11 protein-coding genes are annotated in these 15,231 nt (G+C 59.8%); 8 read left to right on the forward strand and 3 right to left on the reverse strand.

Going from position 1 to position 15,231, the window contains the following annotated elements:
• Positions 1-582 (forward strand): hypothetical protein, encoded by a 582-nt coding sequence (locus tag KF814_16905; protein MBX3237828.1) that lies wholly within the window; start codon positions 1-3, stop codon positions 580-582.
• A 45-nt stretch (positions 583-627) separates the two neighbouring features.
• Here KF814_16905 and thiI read toward each other — a convergent pair whose 3' ends face one another.
• From thiI to coaE, 3 genes are all read right to left on the reverse strand, one after another.
• Positions 628-1,806 carry a tRNA 4-thiouridine(8) synthase ThiI gene (gene thiI / locus KF814_16910; protein MBX3237829.1) on the reverse strand — a complete coding sequence of 393 codons (1,179 nt, stop codon included), beginning with the start codon at positions 1,804-1,806 and terminating at the stop codon, positions 628-630.
• Positions 1,807-1,948: 142 nt separating this feature from the next.
• Positions 1,949-2,875 carry a thioredoxin-disulfide reductase gene (trxB, locus tag KF814_16915; protein ID MBX3237830.1) on the reverse strand — a complete coding sequence of 309 codons (927 nt, stop codon included), beginning with the start codon at positions 2,873-2,875 and terminating at the stop codon, positions 1,949-1,951.
• A gap of 42 nt (positions 2,876-2,917) precedes the next feature.
• Entirely contained in the window at positions 2,918-3,520 is a 603-nt protein-coding gene (gene coaE, locus KF814_16920) for a dephospho-CoA kinase (GenBank protein ID MBX3237831.1), read from the reverse strand.
• Between the two features lie 88 nt (positions 3,521-3,608).
• Here coaE and KF814_16925 point away from each other — a divergent pair, with 88 nt between their 5' ends.
• From KF814_16925 to KF814_16955, 7 genes are all read left to right on the forward strand, one after another.
• Positions 3,609-4,616 carry a right-handed parallel beta-helix repeat-containing protein gene (locus tag KF814_16925; GenBank protein MBX3237832.1) on the forward strand — a complete coding sequence of 336 codons (1,008 nt, stop codon included), beginning with the start codon at positions 3,609-3,611 and terminating at the stop codon, positions 4,614-4,616.
• 164 nt (positions 4,617-4,780) lie between these two features.
• Positions 4,781-4,966 (forward strand): hypothetical protein, encoded by a 186-nt coding sequence (locus KF814_16930; GenBank protein MBX3237833.1) that lies wholly within the window; start codon positions 4,781-4,783, stop codon positions 4,964-4,966.
• A gap of 253 nt (positions 4,967-5,219) precedes the next feature.
• Entirely contained in the window at positions 5,220-7,895 is a 2,676-nt protein-coding gene (locus KF814_16935; protein MBX3237834.1) for a glucosidase, read from the forward strand.
• Positions 7,896-7,973: 78 nt separating this feature from the next.
• A complete protein-coding gene (locus KF814_16940) occupies positions 7,974-9,935 on the forward strand; it encodes a glycogen debranching enzyme family protein (GenBank protein MBX3237835.1) in 1,962 nt (653 codons plus the stop codon).
• A 266-nt stretch (positions 9,936-10,201) separates the two neighbouring features.
• Positions 10,202-12,463, forward strand: a complete 2,262-nt coding sequence (malQ, locus tag KF814_16945) for a 4-alpha-glucanotransferase (GenBank protein MBX3237836.1) — start codon at positions 10,202-10,204, stop codon at positions 12,461-12,463.
• Between the two features lie 197 nt (positions 12,464-12,660).
• Positions 12,661-13,830, forward strand: coding sequence for an ATP-binding protein (locus KF814_16950; protein MBX3237837.1), 1,170 nt, complete (start codon positions 12,661-12,663; stop codon positions 13,828-13,830).
• On the forward strand, positions 13,827-15,230 hold the full coding sequence (locus KF814_16955; GenBank protein ID MBX3237838.1) for a sigma-54-dependent Fis family transcriptional regulator: 1,404 nt from the start codon (positions 13,827-13,829) through the stop codon (positions 15,228-15,230). Before KF814_16950 ends, KF814_16955 begins: the two co-directional genes overlap by 4 nt.
• Position 15,231: the final 1 nt, after the last annotated feature.

Here is a 15,231-nt window from a genome sequence, read left to right on the forward strand (position 1 = left end):
ATGAGAAAACCGTTCGGTTTGCGCTTGCTGGCCGGTGTGCTGCTCACCTTGCTCTCCGCGGGGGAGCCGACCTGGGCTGCCGAGGAACGCCACAAGGATGCGGCCTTGCAGGACCTCTCCGTGCAGACACAATCAAACGGTGGCGTACGAGCCACCGCCACGCTGCTGTTTCCTGGAAGTCCCACCGTCATTCAGGAGATCTTGACGGACTATCCCAAATGGCCCGAGCTTTTTGAAACCCGGATGCGAATGGCGAAGGTCGAGCAACGCGATGAGCGTGTGCTCACAGAATTGTACATCTCGCATTCCCTATTGCCGGGAGAACGCCGGCTTGTGTGTGAGTCGCAGCCGTTGCCCGGCGGTGGGTTGGTGACTGAACTCAAAGGGGGCGATTTCAAGCAGTACCGACGGGTGTGGAAGCTCGCGCCTGCCGGGAATGGGACCCAGACACGCGCGGAGTTTGATCTGTTGGTGGAAGTCGACACCGTCATTCCAGATTGGATGATCGCGGTGGCGATGGAGCGAGAACTGGAAACCCACTTCCGAATCGTGCGACAGCGGGCGTTGGATCGAATTCGGTAGGTCTCTGCGCGCATGGTCCGTCGGGAGCCGGGGGCAGAACTGGATTCAGCCGGGAAACACCAATTCGGACAATTCGGCCTTCTCCACGCCCTGTTTGACGAAGGCGCTGATTTCCAGCCCGCGTTCAACCCGCAAAATATCTTCCAGTCTGGTGCGCGTGCTGGGATGTTGCGGCACGAACAGTTTGCAACAATCCTGATCGGGCTCGATGGACGTCTCGAAGCTGCCGAGTTGCCGTGCCTGCTCGGTAATTTCGATTTTGTCCATGCCGATCAGCGGACGAAGGAGCGGCAGTTCCGCCGCCGCCTCGATGACCGACAGGTTTTCGGGCGTCTGTGAGGCGACCTGGCCGAGACTGTCTCCGGTGACCAGGGCCCAGCAGTTCTCCCGCTTGGCCAATTCTTCCGCAATGCGCACCATCAATCGGCGGTACAACACGACGCGGAACGGTGCCGGAGCCTGCGCCACGATCTCTCGCTGGATTTCGCCGAAGGGCACGACGAACAAGCGGCTGTAGTACTGGTAAACCGTCAGCAACTGAGCCAGTTCCCGGGCTTTTTCTTCCGACGCCCGGCTTACGAGGGGGCGGCCCGAGAAATGGACGAAGAGCGCCTTGCATCCGCGTTTCATCATCCGATAGGCAGCGACGGGAGAATCGATGCCGCCCGACAACAGGCAGGCCACTTTTCCGCTGGTTCCCACCGGCATACCGCCCGGTCCATTCGTCTTGTCCGCCGCGATGTGGGCTTCTTTCGTGAGAAGTTCGACATAGAGCGTCAAGTCGGGGTTCTTGAGCTTGACCGTCTTTCCAGTCATTGCCGCGACATGGGCGCCGATTTCGCGTTCAGCATCCATCGACGTCATCGGCAGCCGTTTGTCGGCACGTTTAGCAGTCACACGAAAGGTGGAGAAGTTCTTTCCGGCCGCGGCCCGTTCCGCTGCATGTTTGAGCATGGTCAGGTCCGGCTGCTCTAAGTTGAGCGGGAGGGACTCGGTCAGGAGAAAATTCGAGATGCCGCAGGTACGCCGCAGCCGTGACGCGACCTCGGTGAGGGGAACATCCTCAGGAATGGTGATGCGGATGCGTCCTTGCAATGAGTCGATCCGGCGGAGGCGGAGATCCTTGAGTCCGAGCCGGAGGTTGCGGACGAGCCGCTGTTCGAAGAAGTCGCGGTTGCGTCCTTTGAGAGCGAGTTCGTGGTAGTGGATGATAGCGCAATGCATGGATTTAGCAGGAGGCCGAAAATGGTTCCCAACTTCGTTCTCGGCGCAACACAATCCTCGATGCGCCCCTGAGGGGGCACATCCGGCTTCTGTCTTGCCTGCGGCCTCGCTGGTTGACGATTTTGAGCATCCTGAGCCGTGGCTAGAAATGCCGCTCGCCTGATTCCAGGAAGCGCTCGGCGTCAATGGCGGCCATACAGCCGGAACCGGCCGCGGTAATTGCCTGACGGTAGGCGGCATCCTGCACATCGCCGGCGGCAAAGATCCCGCGCACGTTCGTGGCCGTTCCGCCCGAGGTCTGGATATAGCCGGCAGCGTCCATCGCAATCTGCCCCTTGAACAGGTCGGTGTTAGGACGGTGGCCGATGGCGATGAACACTCCGGCACAGCGCAATTCCGATGTGCTGCCGGTTACGACATTCTTCAGTCGGACGCCGGTGACAAGGTCCTGGCCGAGGATATCTTCGACGATCGAATTCCAGGCGAAGGTGATCTTCTCATTCTTCATGGCCCGGTCCTGCATGATCTTCGACGCGCGCAGCTTGTCTCGTCGGTGGACCACGGTTACTTTGCTGGCAAATTTGGTCAGGAACGAAGCTTCCTCCAGCGCGCTGTCTCCTCCGCCGACGACTACCAATTCCTGGCCACGAAAGAAGTATCCGTCGCAGGTTGCGCAGGTGGAGACTCCATGGCCGATCAGGCGAGATTCATTCGGCAGCCCAAGCGGAATCGCCGAGGCGCCCGTGGCTATGATTAATGCTTGCGTGGTGATGGTCTTTTCCCCGTCGACCGTCACGGCAAAAGGCCGGCGCGACAGATCGACCGAGGAAACGTCGCCGGTGAGGAATTCGGTCCCGAAGCGTTCGGCCTGCGCCCGCATTTCCTTCATCAATTCCGGACCAAGGACCCCCTTGGAGAAGCCCGGATAATTCTCCACCTCGGTGGTGGTGGTCAATTGCCCGCCGGATTGCCAGCCTTCGATCAACAAAGGGGACAAGTCCGCGCGAGCAGCATAGATGGCGGCGGTGAGGCCGGCCGGACCTGATCCGATAATGGTAAGGTGTCGCATGGGGAGATGCTAACACAGGTATCGTTCGCCCGAAAAGGCGGGCTAGGCTTGTTGCTTCAGGAGTCGATAGAGGCGGCGGACATCGCCGAATAACCGTCGGCGGGGAAGCGTGCCGTCGAGCACGTAATCGGCTCGCTTGACCTTCTGTCGCAGGGGCATTTGACTGCGGATCCGGCGGATTGCTTCGGCGCCTGTGAAGCCGTTTCGTGCGGCCAGGCGTGCGATTTGGGTTTTCCGGTCGGCGGTCACGACGACGACTCGGTTGACGCGCGCATCGATGCCCGCTTCAAACAACAACGGCACATCGTAGACCACGACCGCCTGGGGATTCGCTCGGGCGGCCTGCCGGGTCAATCGGGCCTGTTGGCGGGCCACTCGCGGGTGGATGATCTTCTCGAGCCGGCGGCGCTTATTTGCAGACCGGAATACAACCCTGCCAAGTGTCGCTCGGTCGATCGTCTTGTCCGCACCCAAAATGGCGGCTCCAAATGTCCGTACGACGGCGCGCCAGCCGGCGCTGCCAGGTGCGACGACCTCGCGGGCCAGGGCATCGGCATCGATCACCGTGGCGCCGCAACGTCTGAGCATTGCGGCAACCGTACTTTTGCCGGTTGCGAGCCCGCCGGTCAGGCCTACCAGTATCATACGCGGGGAAGGAAGATAGCATGGGGCTGGAGAGCCCGCAATCACGGCGGATTGACTTCTTCTCCTGCGTGGCGGTAAGAGGATCGGTATGCGTATGCTGAGCGTCCTCTTCATCGTGCTGTGCGCGTTCGTCCCGGTTGGCAATGCTGAAGAACCTGCGACCGCCGGTGCGAATACCCTCGTGGTCGCACTGGACGGCTCCGGTCAGTACCGCTCGATACAGGAAGCCGTGGATGCGGCCAAAAAGGGTGATACGATTCTGATCAAACCCGGCTCCTATGCCGAAGACGTCACCATCCATAGCAAAGAGAAGATCCGACTCGTCGGCGCGGGGATGGATCAGGTGACGATTTTGGGCCGTGAGCGCGTCGGTGTTTTCCATGTGGGCAAGTGGCCCTATGGGGCGACCGACGTGGAAATCATCGGCCTGACCATCAATGAGCATGGCGGACATGCCGTCGGCATTTTCAACGGCCGAGGCATCACGCTGCGTCACGCGAGGGTCAACGGGATGCTGTTTGTGCAGCAGGTTGAAGATCTGCGCATCGAGGATTCCATCATCGGCGGCAGCGAAACTACCGGAATACAATTTTCCCGCGCGCAGGCGACCTTGCGGGGGAACCTGATCCACGACAACGATCATGGTGTCAGCGTGGCAGGCAACTCCGATGTCAGGCTCGAACGCAACGTGATCACCCGCAGCCTCTTCGAGGCGGTGGTAGTGTACGATTCGTCGCGATCCACCTTGATCGGAAATACCTTTGTAAAAAACGGCGGCGGTGCCGCATTCCTGGGCACCTCGCAGAATACCGCCTCCGGGAATATCGTCAGCTTGAACAGCTACGGGTTCGTCGTGTCACCGTCCAGCAAGGTGACCTTCTCATTCAACGATATGCAGAATCGCGAGGCGAACTACCTTCGGGAGGGCACTCCGCATCAGCCGGCTCCTGATCTCAAGCCGGAGAGCGATCTCACGGTCGATCCACACTTCGTTGATACCGGCCGGGACGACTTTCGTCTGCGTGCCGACAGCACGCTCGTCAAAATCGGCGAATTCTCCTTTCTCGGTGCGTTACCGCCTGTGGAAATCCACTAGGCGGATCTAAATTCCTTCAACAATCCAGCATGTTAGAAGCTCGGACGGAGTGCCGGCACGCGTGTGCTATGCTTCCTTATACACCGGGTGCACGATGGAATGAGCTCCCCCGGAGTGACTCAAGAAAGCCAACCCAGAGACCGACAAAGGACTGGAGGTAGACGGTGGCCAGTTATCGATCCAACCTTGAAAAGCGCAATGCCGACGGTATTCCGAACCTTGCCGAAGTGGAGTCCGGAAAACTGGTCGGGGCCATCCTGCCGATGTCGGAGCAGGCGCAGGGCCAGCTCCGTGACAGCATCGAAGTGATCGACTACCTCATGAACCAGGAAAGCGTCGTCTGGAGTTAGCCTTCTGTTCTTTGAGCCCGTCTCTAAAGAAGTGGTGCCCAGCCTCCTGTCTCTGACCTCCTAGTCCTTGTCGGTTTTCGACCCCCCGCTCATTCGGATCCATTCAGGTATGCCTCCTTCCAGGCGCTCTTTGGGATTCCTCTGAAGCGTTCCTCTCAATATTGTTCGTCTTCCCAGTTGAATCTTTTGTACGCGAGGGGCATGCTGGCCTCCATGCGTGTCCCTGTGGTGTTGTTTGAGGGAGGAAGCCACGGTGTCGGTGCCATCTTCGGACAGCCCTGATCATCAACCCACCGCTGAACAGATCCGCGTCGATGAGGATGACCAGCGCAGACGACATTGGAAGCGCTGGGGGCCATACCTCGGTGAGCGGGCATGGGGAACGGTCCGTGAGGACTATAGCCCCTACGGGACTGCGTGGGAGGCTATGCCGCACGACCATGCCAGATCGAAGGCCTATCGCTGGAATGAGGACGGTCTGGCAGGCATCAGCGATCGGCACCAGTGGATCTGCTTTGCGCTCGCCCTGTGGAATGGGCGGGATCCGATTCTGAAGGAACGGCTCTTTGGTCTGACCGGCAACGAGGGCAACCACGGTGAGGACGTCAAGGAATACTACTTCTATCTCGACTCCACTCCAACGCACTCGTACATGAAATGGCTCTATAAGTATCCGCAGGCGGCCTTTCCCTATGATCGGCTGGTGGCGGAGAACCGCCGTCGTGGCCGGGCCGAACCGGAATTTGAGTTGATCGACACGGGGATATTCGACGGCGATCGGTACTTCGACGTGTTCGTGGAGTATGCAAAGGCCACCCCTGAAGATCTTCTGATCCGGATTCAGGTCGAAAACCGCGGACCGGAAGCGGCCCCAATCACCCTCCTGCCGACACTGTGGTTTCGAAATACTTGGTCCTGGGGGTTGGATGTCCGGCGTCCGCGTATGCGCAAGGGCGAACCAACGTCGGACGGCAGCGTCATCGAACTGAACCATGAGTATTACGGATATCGCCGGCTGGTCTGTGGGGGACATCCGGAGATACTCTTTACCGAGAACGAGACGAATTCGCGGCGTCTCTATGGGGACCCGGACGGGCCGCCCTATGTGAAGGACGGGATCAATGAGTACATCGTTCACGGACAGAAAAGCGCGGTCAATCCGGAGCAGATCGGGTCGAAAGCCGCCGCGCATTACCTGTTGAACGTGGAACCGGGTCGACCGGCGACCCTTCGTTTGCGCTTCACGAATGAGACGGTTCCCGGCCCGTTGGAGCCGCAGGCATTCGATGAGTTGTTCGACCTTCGCCTCAGGGAAGCCGATGAATTTTACCGGGCGCTGGCACCGGAGCAGGCTTCAAAGGATGCCAAGTCGGTTCAGCGACAGGCCTTTGCGGGGTTGCTCTGGACGAAGCAGTTTTACCATTACGAAGTTGATCGCTGGCTCAAGGGAGATCCGGCCGGTCCCGAGCCGCCGCGGCAACGGCTTCATGGCCGCAATGCGGACTGGACGCACCTCTACAACGCCGACGTCATCTCGATGCCGGACAAATGGGAATATCCTTGGTATGCGGCCTGGGACTTGGCATTCCACTGCCTGCCGCTGGCGCTGGTCGATCCGCGATTCGCGAAGGATCAGCTCGTGCTTATGCTGCGCGAGTGGTACATGCATCCGAACGGGCAAATTCCCGCCTATGAATGGGCCTTGGGCGACGTCAATCCCCCCGTGCATGCCTGGGCAACTTGGCGTGTATACAAGATCGAGAAGAAGCGCCGGGGTGTGGGTGATCGTGTGTTCCTGGAACGAGTGTTCCACAAACTGCTGCTGAACTTCACCTGGTGGGTCAATCGCAAGGATGCCGAGGGGAAAAATATCTTCCAGGGAGGATTCCTCGGCCTCGACAACATCGGCGTGTTCGATCGGAGCAAACCGCTCCCGACCGGTGGCCATATCGAACAATCCGACGCCACCAGTTGGATGGGCATGTATTGCCTCAACATGCTCAGCATCGCGCTTGAACTGGCAAGGACTGATCGGGCATACGAGGATGTGGCAAGCAAATTCTTCGAACACTTCGTGTACATCTGCCGGGCGATCAATAATATCGGGAGCCAGAAACTCGAGTTGTGGAACAAGGAAGACGGCTTCTTCTACGACGTCCTGCATTTGCCCGACGGCCAAAACCGTCCGATGAAGGTGCGGTCGATGGTAGGATTGATCCCGCTCTTTGCCGTGGAAACGCTGGATTCCGAATTAATCGACACCCTTCCGCGCTTCAAGCATCGCATGCAGTGGTTTATCGAGAACCGTCCCGATTTTGGAATCCACGTTGAAACGCACTCAACGGATGGCGAGGTGCGACGGTTCCTCTCGTTGGTCGACCGCCGTCGGCTCGTGCGAGTGCTTCGCTACATGCTGGACGAGGCCGAGTTTCTTTCCCCCTATGGGATTCGAGCGTTGTCCCGCTACCATGCGGCTCACCCCTACAGCTTGAACGCCATGGGGACGGACTATCGGGTCGACTATGAACCGGCTGAGTCCGCGACAGGCCTGTTCGGCGGCAATTCGAATTGGCGCGGACCCATTTGGTTCCCCGTCAATTATCTATTGATCGAGTCGCTCCAGAAGTTCCACTATTACTTGGGAGACGGGTTCCGCGTCGACTATCCAACCGGATCCGGCCGGAAGTTGTCGCTCAATGAGGTTGCGCGAGAACTGTCGCGACGCCTCATCCACATCTTTCTGCGGGGAGCGGACGGTCGGCGGCCGGTGTACGGGGGAACGAGAAAGTTTCAGGAGGACCCGCACTGGCGAGACCTGATCCTCTTTTACGAATACTTTCACGGCGATAACGGCGCCGGTATCGGAGCCGGCCACCAAACCGGTTGGACCGGTCTGATTGCGAAACTGATTCAGCAGAGCGGCGATTGAGCCATCAGACGGGTGATTCGTGAAGCGCAGCTCGCGAACCGGTAGCAGAGAGGCAGTGCCGACGAGGGAACGTTAGAGATGCTGATTGGCAAGGACGATTGCCGGAATTTGCGCCAAGCCTTGGAGTTGGAATGGCTGGAGACCAACGGCCGGGGAGGCTTTGCCTCCGGTACGGTCGCAGGAGCCAACACTCGCCGTTACCATGGATTGTTGCTGATCGCGAGGACTCCGCCCGTCGACCGCTACGTGCTGGTCAATCACGTGGACGAATGGCTGGATCTGGAAGGACGATCGTTGCCGCTCTCCACTAATCTGTACGAGGGAGCGGTCTATCCGGAAGGGTACCGTCAGTGCCTGGAGTTTGCATCCGAGCCCTGGCCGACCTGGCGCTATGATGTTGATGGACTGTGCCTGGAACGCGAAATCCTCTGTCTGCCGGGACGCGATGTGGTCATCGTACGGTGGCGGCTTTCAGGGGCCGCCGGTCGGCCGGCCGTCGTGTTGCGTGTCAGACCGATGTTGTCCGGACGCGCATTCCATTCGACGCACCGTGAAAACAAGGCCCTATCACCCTTGGCCGTGGTCGAGGGGGCGCATGTGAGCTGGGAGCCTTACCCTGGCGTGCCCCGTACTCACGCGTGGCACAACGGCCGCTATGACCATGCTCCCGACTGGTATCGTCGCGTCCAATTCCCCATAGAGCTGGAACGAGGGCTTGAGCATGAGGAAGATTGGTGGTCGCCGGGCGAATTGCGATACAGCTTGGCCGTGGGTGAGACGGCTGACCTGGTATTGTCGACGGAAGCGTGGTCCGACCCCGATCTCGATTCCCTAGTCGTGCAGGAGCGCCGGCGTCGGGAGGAGGCGAAACAGGCCACCTCGTCCGAGGATCGTTTGGTGGAACGCCTGTCGACAGCCGCGGATGCTTTTCTGGTGCGCAGAGGAACGGGCCGATCGGTAGTGGCAGGGTTTCCGTGGTTTGCCGATTGGGGACGCGACACGTTCCTGTCGTTGCCGGGTTTGTGTTTGGTGACCGGTCGGTACGAGGAGGCCTGGCAGGTCATCGAAGGCTTCGCCGCTCATGCTGCAGACGGCTTGATTCCCAACCGTTTTCCCGACGTGGGTGATACACCGGAGTACAACACCATCGATGCGTCACTTTGGTTTGCGCACGCGGTCGGGCGGTATCTCCACTACAGCAAGGATGATCAGCGAGTGAAGCAGGTGGCATGGCCGGCCATCAAGGTGATTATCGCAGGGTACCGACAGGGAACGAGGTTCGGCATTCGCGTGGATGAGGACGGACTTGTCACAGGTGGAACTGAAGGCTGCCAACTGACCTGGATGGATGTAAAAATCGACGACTGGGTGGTAACCCCGCGGCAGGGGAAGGCGGTCGAGATTCAAGCCCTTTGGGTGCGGGTCCTGGCCGTGGCAGCCGAATTGGCGGAGCGGTATGCCGAGCCCGACTATGCGACGCGCTGTCGCCATGATCGCGCGAGGGCTGTCGAATCGTTTCGCCGTCGGTTCTGGTACCCAACCGGAGGCTATTTGTTTGATGTGGTGGATGGACCGACCGGCGACGATGCTTCGCTGAGGCCGAACCAGATTTATGCACTGGCTTTAGCGGATGACCTGGTAACCGCCGAACAGGCTCAGCGGGTGTTGCACATCGTCGATGAACGTTTGCGGACGCCGGTAGGGCTTAGGACTTTGGCGCCGGAGGATATGCGATTTTGTGGCCAGTATGCCGGTGGCGTGCTGGAACGGGATCGTGCCTACCACCAGGGGACGGTGTGGCCCTTTCTCATCGGGCCGTTCATTACGGCCTGGATAAAGGTCCACGGCACCCAGGACTCGGTCCGGCAGCAGGCACGGTCATTCTTGCAAGGGTTGGAGGAGCACCTGGGGCACGCCTGCCTTGGACAGGTCTCGGAGATCTTCGATGGCCAAGCGCCGCATCGGCCCCGGGGCTGTATGGCGCAGGCCTGGTCGGTCGCGGAGCCGCTTCGCGCCTTGCTTGAGGACCTTCGCGCCTGATGCGCGGCCGCGGTGTCGACAGAGGTGCCGGAGCGTGAATGGTCGGCGGCTGCGGCGTTGCGCCTGGCCATCCGGCAACATCCCGACCATTGTTTCGGTTTCGTTGTCTTTTTGTCGATTGTACGGTACAAGACGACGTAAGCGATTCCAGACCGGTCACGACCGGGCTGGTTTTGCCGATGCAGCGATGTTATGCCAACGCCCACGGCATGGCACCGCGTACTTTGACGTGATCAAGCCCTTCACTCAGACTCAACGGAAGCGCCATGTACCAAGGCACTGAGCAAGAACTCCGCAGTGTGCTTGCCGAGCGAGTAGGGATTTCCCCGGAGTACCACGACATTACCGGCACCTTGCACGTTGCGACCGACGAGACCAAGCATGCCATCCTGGAAGCGATGGGCTTCCAGGTCGATTCCTCGGAACACATCATTCAGGAGTTGGTGGCCTGGGATGAAGCCCCCTGGCGGCAACCCTGCGAGGCTATGCTCATTTTGAAACAGGGGTACGAGCAGGCGCGGTGGTCGCTCCGGCTTCCGCTGGAGGGGGGAGAGGAACAGCGACTGGTTGTTTCCTGGCACCTCACCGACGAAAAGGGGGAGGTCATCCATGAAGAGGAGGCCGGCCCCGGGCTGGTGCCTCAGGAGGTTCGATATCTCGCCGGTGGTCGGTTCGTGCGGTTGGACCTGCCCGTGCTTCCGAACCTGGCTCTTGGCTATTACGAATTGAATGTAATCACGCGCGGCGCCAAAGTCGACGTCAAGGGGGGCTTGCGCGTAGTCGTGACGCCGCCGCATTGCTATGTTCCGGAAGCATTCGATCGCGGCGTGAAGATCTGGGGCCTTGCCCTGCAGCTGTACTCCTTGCGATCTCTCTCGAATTGGGGGGCCGGGGATTTCACTGACCTCGGCAAACTCGTCGAATGGGCCGGCCGGCGGCTGGGCGCGGGTATCGTCGGGTTGAACCCGCTCCATGCGCTGAAGAACTCTCGGCCGCACCACCTCAGCCCCTATGCCCCCAACAGCCGACTCTTTCTCAACGAACTCTATATCGATCTCGAGCGGTTGCCTGAGTTTCATGCCTCGCCGGATGCGCAACGCGAGCGACACCAGCCGGAGTTCCGGGACAGGCTCGAGGCGGCACGGAAAGCAGATCGTGTCGACTATGACGCCGTGGCCGCACTCAAGCGCGGCATGCTGGATCTGGCCTACCGGCAGTTTCTCAAAGACAATTACACGGGTACGGAACCGGCATTGCAGCCGACCAGCGCGAGGGGGTGGTTGCTGGAGCGATTCATTAAAGACGAAGGCGAGTTGCTCGAGCAGTTCGCCGTGTTTCAGGTGTTGGAGGAAGAGCGCCGGCTGGTCGAAGCAAAGCCGACGGTGTGGTCGGAGTGGCCCAAGCCATACGTGACCCCGCAGTCTCCGGCCGTTCGGGAGTTTGCGAAACGTCATCGGAAGCGTGTGCGGTTTTTCCAATACATCCAGTGGATCGCAGCCGAGCAACTAAAGGATGCCGGCGCGCGTGCGGACCAAGTATCCATGCCTGTTGGGTTGTATTGTGATCTGGCCCTGGGGAGTGACCGGTGCGGCGCTGAAGCCTGGATGTTGCAGGACGTGCTTGCGCTCAACGCCGATTGCGGTGCGCCGCCGGATGCGTTTGCGCCGCAGGGACAGAATTGGGGGTTCGCGCCGTTCCACCCGCATAAACTGAAGGCCGTCGGCTACCGTCCCTATATCGATCTGCTCCGAAAAAACCTCCGGCAAGGCGGTGCGATCCGGATCGATCACGTGATGGCACTGTTCCGCCTCTTTTGGGTGCCACGTGGGTTGACGGCGGCGGCAGGCGCCTACGTGAGGTTGCCCGCTGAAGATCTCTTGGCTCTGCTCGCCTTGGAAAGCGTGCGCGCGAAGACGCTCGTCATCGGCGAAGACCTGGGGACGGTTCCTGACTATGTTCGCGAGCAACTCTCGCACTACCGTGTGTTGTCCTACCGAGTGTTTTACTTTGAACGGAATTGGGACGGCGGCTGCAAGCCGCCCTCGGCCTATCCCCTACAGTCGCTGGCCGTCGTTACGACTCATGACCTTCCTACGCTGTCCGGCTACTGGCTCGGCGAGGACATTTACCTCCGCGCGGGGCTAGGGATGTATCCGGACGAGCAGGCCAAGCAACAGGCCCTTCAAGAACGGGGGCGGGATAAAGGACGAATCCTGTCGGCCTTGCGGGATGTTGGCTTATTGCCGCCGGGCCTCAGTGATGATCCGAATCAGGTGCCCGGCATGACCAAAGAATTGTGTGAGGCGATACATTCCTATCTGGGCCGGTCGGATGCTTGGGTCGTCATGGCGAACCTCGACGATGTCATCGGTGAAGTGACACAAATGAATCTCCCGGGCACCGTCGACGCGTATCCCAACTGGTCGCGCAAGTTGAGCCTGTCGTTGGAAGAACTGCAGCGGGACGGCCGTGCCCAGTCGCTGGCTGCAGGACTTCGTGCGCTTCGTCCACTTCCCCTTTCCTCCTAGCCGCATGCGACTCGGATCGCTTCTGCCGATAGCCCTCCCTTACGGTTGCGGGCCTCTGCACGAAGCTCCCCGGCCTCTGAATTATTGGGCGGCTTCAAAATACGGCCTGAACGATTCCGAATCCGCCTTTCCCCGGGATATGGCACAATGCATCTTCCCCCAAGGAAGTGGTCGGTACCTTGCTGTGACGTGAGACGATGACCTCTCGCAATCAAGCGATCTTGGCGGTGGCGGGGACGCTGTTCCTCATCGTGGCGGTGATGGAATGGCTGTTTCCGTTGAATGTCGTGAGTGCGTTCGGGTTCGTATTGCCGATCCTCCTGATCGCGACCCTGAGGAGCCGGCGGTTGATGCTCCTGACGCTGACGCTGTGCGTCGTCATGACGGTCATCGGCCTTGTCTTGCCGGGAAAAAAGAAAGAGCGATTCACGACCGTTGTCTTCAACCGGACGTTGGTGGTGTTTGTGCTCACGGGTGTTGCCTACCTCGGCATGATGTGGGAAGAACGGAAAGCTCGCGAAGAAGCCGCCCGAGCGGCCTTGGCCACCCAAACTGAGAATTTACTGCGGGCCAACACGCAGATGGTCGATCTCAAAGACAAGCTGGCCCGGTCCGAACGATTGGCGGCGGTGGGGCAACTGGTCGCATCAGTGGCGCATGAGGTCGGCACCCCGCTGCATTCGATTGCCTGGCATGTGGAAGCCCTGGCGGAGGAGCCGGCCATCACCGAGGCGATGAAAAAACGTATCGGGATCATCGATGAACAGTTGAATCGCGTGGTGCGAATCATTCAAGATCTGTTGTCGTCCACTCGGCAGCGCAAGCCTGACCCCACCTGGTACCCGACCGATCGCTTGATTGAGCCTGTTGTGGCGCTCATGGAAGCAGGATATGTAGGGAAGGGCGTGAAGCTTCGGGCCGAGGTGTTACGTCCCGCCCCATTGGCTTGGGCGGATCAGGAAAAAATTCACCAAGTCTTGGTGAATCTCTTGAGCAATGCGCTGGCGGCGACCGCGCCGGGGGGAGAGGTCCTAGTCTCGGTCGAGACGCAGCCTGCTTCACCGGAGGAAATCGAAGCGGCAAAGTCGGTGGGTCGAACTGACGTCGAAATCATGGTGAGGCTGGTAGTGCGGGACAATGGGTGCGGGATGCCGCCTGAAGATCTACAGCGGGCGTTTCAGCCGTTCTTTACGACCAAAGCCGCGGGCCGCGGCACCGGGCTCGGACTCTTTCTCAGCCGGGAGGCCGTATTGGCTCATGGCGGGAATTTGACCCTCGAGAGCGCGGTCGGTAAAGGAACGGCCGTCACCGTGGCCTTGCCGGGACTGCACGCGGATTCCAACGGGGCAGGGCAAGAGCAGGTATGAGCGGGGCAAGAATTTTTGTCATCGATGACGATCCTACGGCGCGGGAGCTGCTTGTGGAGGCGCTTCAGAAAGAAGGACATGCCGTCGAGTCGTTTTCGGATGGGTCCGGCGCCATCACGCGGGGAAAGGAAGTCCCGGTCGACCTCGTGCTGACGGATATCCGCATGGAAGGAACGGATGGGTTGACGGTCCTGAAGGAATTCAAACGGTTTAGCCCCGATACTTCTATTGTGCTGTTGACCGCGTTTGGGTCGTTGGAAGGTGCGATTGAGGCGATCAAGCAAGGGGCCTACGATTACCTTGCGAAGCCCTTCAAGCGGGAAGAAATCCGGCTCGTCGTCCAGCGGAGCCTCGAGCACTGTCGACTGGTTCGGGAGAACGCCAAGCTTCGCGAGGACCAGCGGAGCCGCGAGCCCTGGTCCCAACTTGTAGGAAGCAGCCCCGCAATGTTGGAAGTCTACAAGCTCGTGGCTCGAGTGTCGGAAGGCCGCAGCACCGTGCTGATCGAAGGGGAAAGTGGCACGGGAAAGGAACTGATTGCCAGGGCGATCCATTCCAACAGTCCCCGCCGGGATAAGCCCTTCATTCCCGTGAATTGCGGCGCCCTTCCGGACAACCTCCTCGAATCGGAAATGTTCGGTTATGAGAAAGGGGCCTTTACCGGGGCCACCGGGGCAAAGGCCGGACTGTTCGAGGCGGCCAACGGCGGCACACTGTTTCTCGATGAAATCGGTGATCTCGGGGCGGCGCTTCAGGTGAAGCTGTTGCGGGTCATGCAGGAGCAGGAGGTCCGCCGAGTCGGCTCGACGTCGTCGATCAAGGTCGATGTTCGAGTCATCGCCGCGACCAATCGCGATCTGGCTCAGTTGGTGAAAGACGGAAAATTCCGCGACGATCTCTATTACCGGCTGAACGTGGTCCGTATTGCCCTGCCGTCGCTTGCAGAGCGGCAGGAGGACATCACCATGTTGGCGTATCACTTTCTTCAGAAATACGCGGGGATATCACCGCGCGTGAAGGGGTTCAAGCCAGAGACGATTGCGCTCATCAAGCGTTATCACTGGCCGGGCAATGTGCGCGAATTGGAAAATGCCGTGGAGCGGGCGGTTTCGCTGAGCCATGGGCCGTTGCTTGTTCCAGATGATTTGCCCGAGTCCGTGCGGGCGGAGGCGGCGGTGACCGGATCGTCAAAGAGCGAGACTGGGGTAGCCGAGTCCGAGGTGCTTATCTCGCTCGATGAACTCGAGAAGCGGCACCTGACTCGTGTGCTCAAAGAAACGAAAGGCAATAAGGTCAAGGCAGCGAAGATTTTGGGGATCGACCGGCGAACGCTCTATCGCATGGCGGAGCGCTTCGGTATGGATTTGGGAGATGACGCGGAGGAGAAGGATCAGAAATGAG

The organism is Nitrospiraceae bacterium (assembly GCA_019637075.1).
GTDB lineage: Bacteria > Nitrospirota > Nitrospiria > Nitrospirales > Nitrospiraceae > JAHBWI01.

Coding starts and splice junctions, on each gene's coding strand:
- KF814_16905 (MBX3237828.1), top strand. CDS start 1: ATGAGAAAACCGTTCGGTTTGCGCTTGCTGGCCGGTGTGCTGCTCACC.
- thiI (MBX3237829.1), bottom strand. CDS start 1,806: ATGCATTGCGCTATCATCCACTACCACGAACTCGCTCTCAAAGGACGC.
- trxB (MBX3237830.1), bottom strand. CDS start 2,875: ATGCGACACCTTACCATTATCGGATCAGGTCCGGCCGGCCTCACCGCC.
- coaE (MBX3237831.1), bottom strand. CDS start 3,520: ATGATACTGGTAGGCCTGACCGGCGGGCTCGCAACCGGCAAAAGTACG.
- KF814_16925 (MBX3237832.1), top strand. CDS start 3,609: ATGCGTATGCTGAGCGTCCTCTTCATCGTGCTGTGCGCGTTCGTCCCG.
- KF814_16940 (MBX3237835.1), top strand. CDS start 7,974: ATGCTGATTGGCAAGGACGATTGCCGGAATTTGCGCCAAGCCTTGGAG.
- malQ (MBX3237836.1), top strand. CDS start 10,202: ATGTACCAAGGCACTGAGCAAGAACTCCGCAGTGTGCTTGCCGAGCGA.
- KF814_16950 (MBX3237837.1), top strand. CDS start 12,661: ATGACCTCTCGCAATCAAGCGATCTTGGCGGTGGCGGGGACGCTGTTC.
- KF814_16955 (MBX3237838.1), top strand. CDS start 13,827: ATGAGCGGGGCAAGAATTTTTGTCATCGATGACGATCCTACGGCGCGG.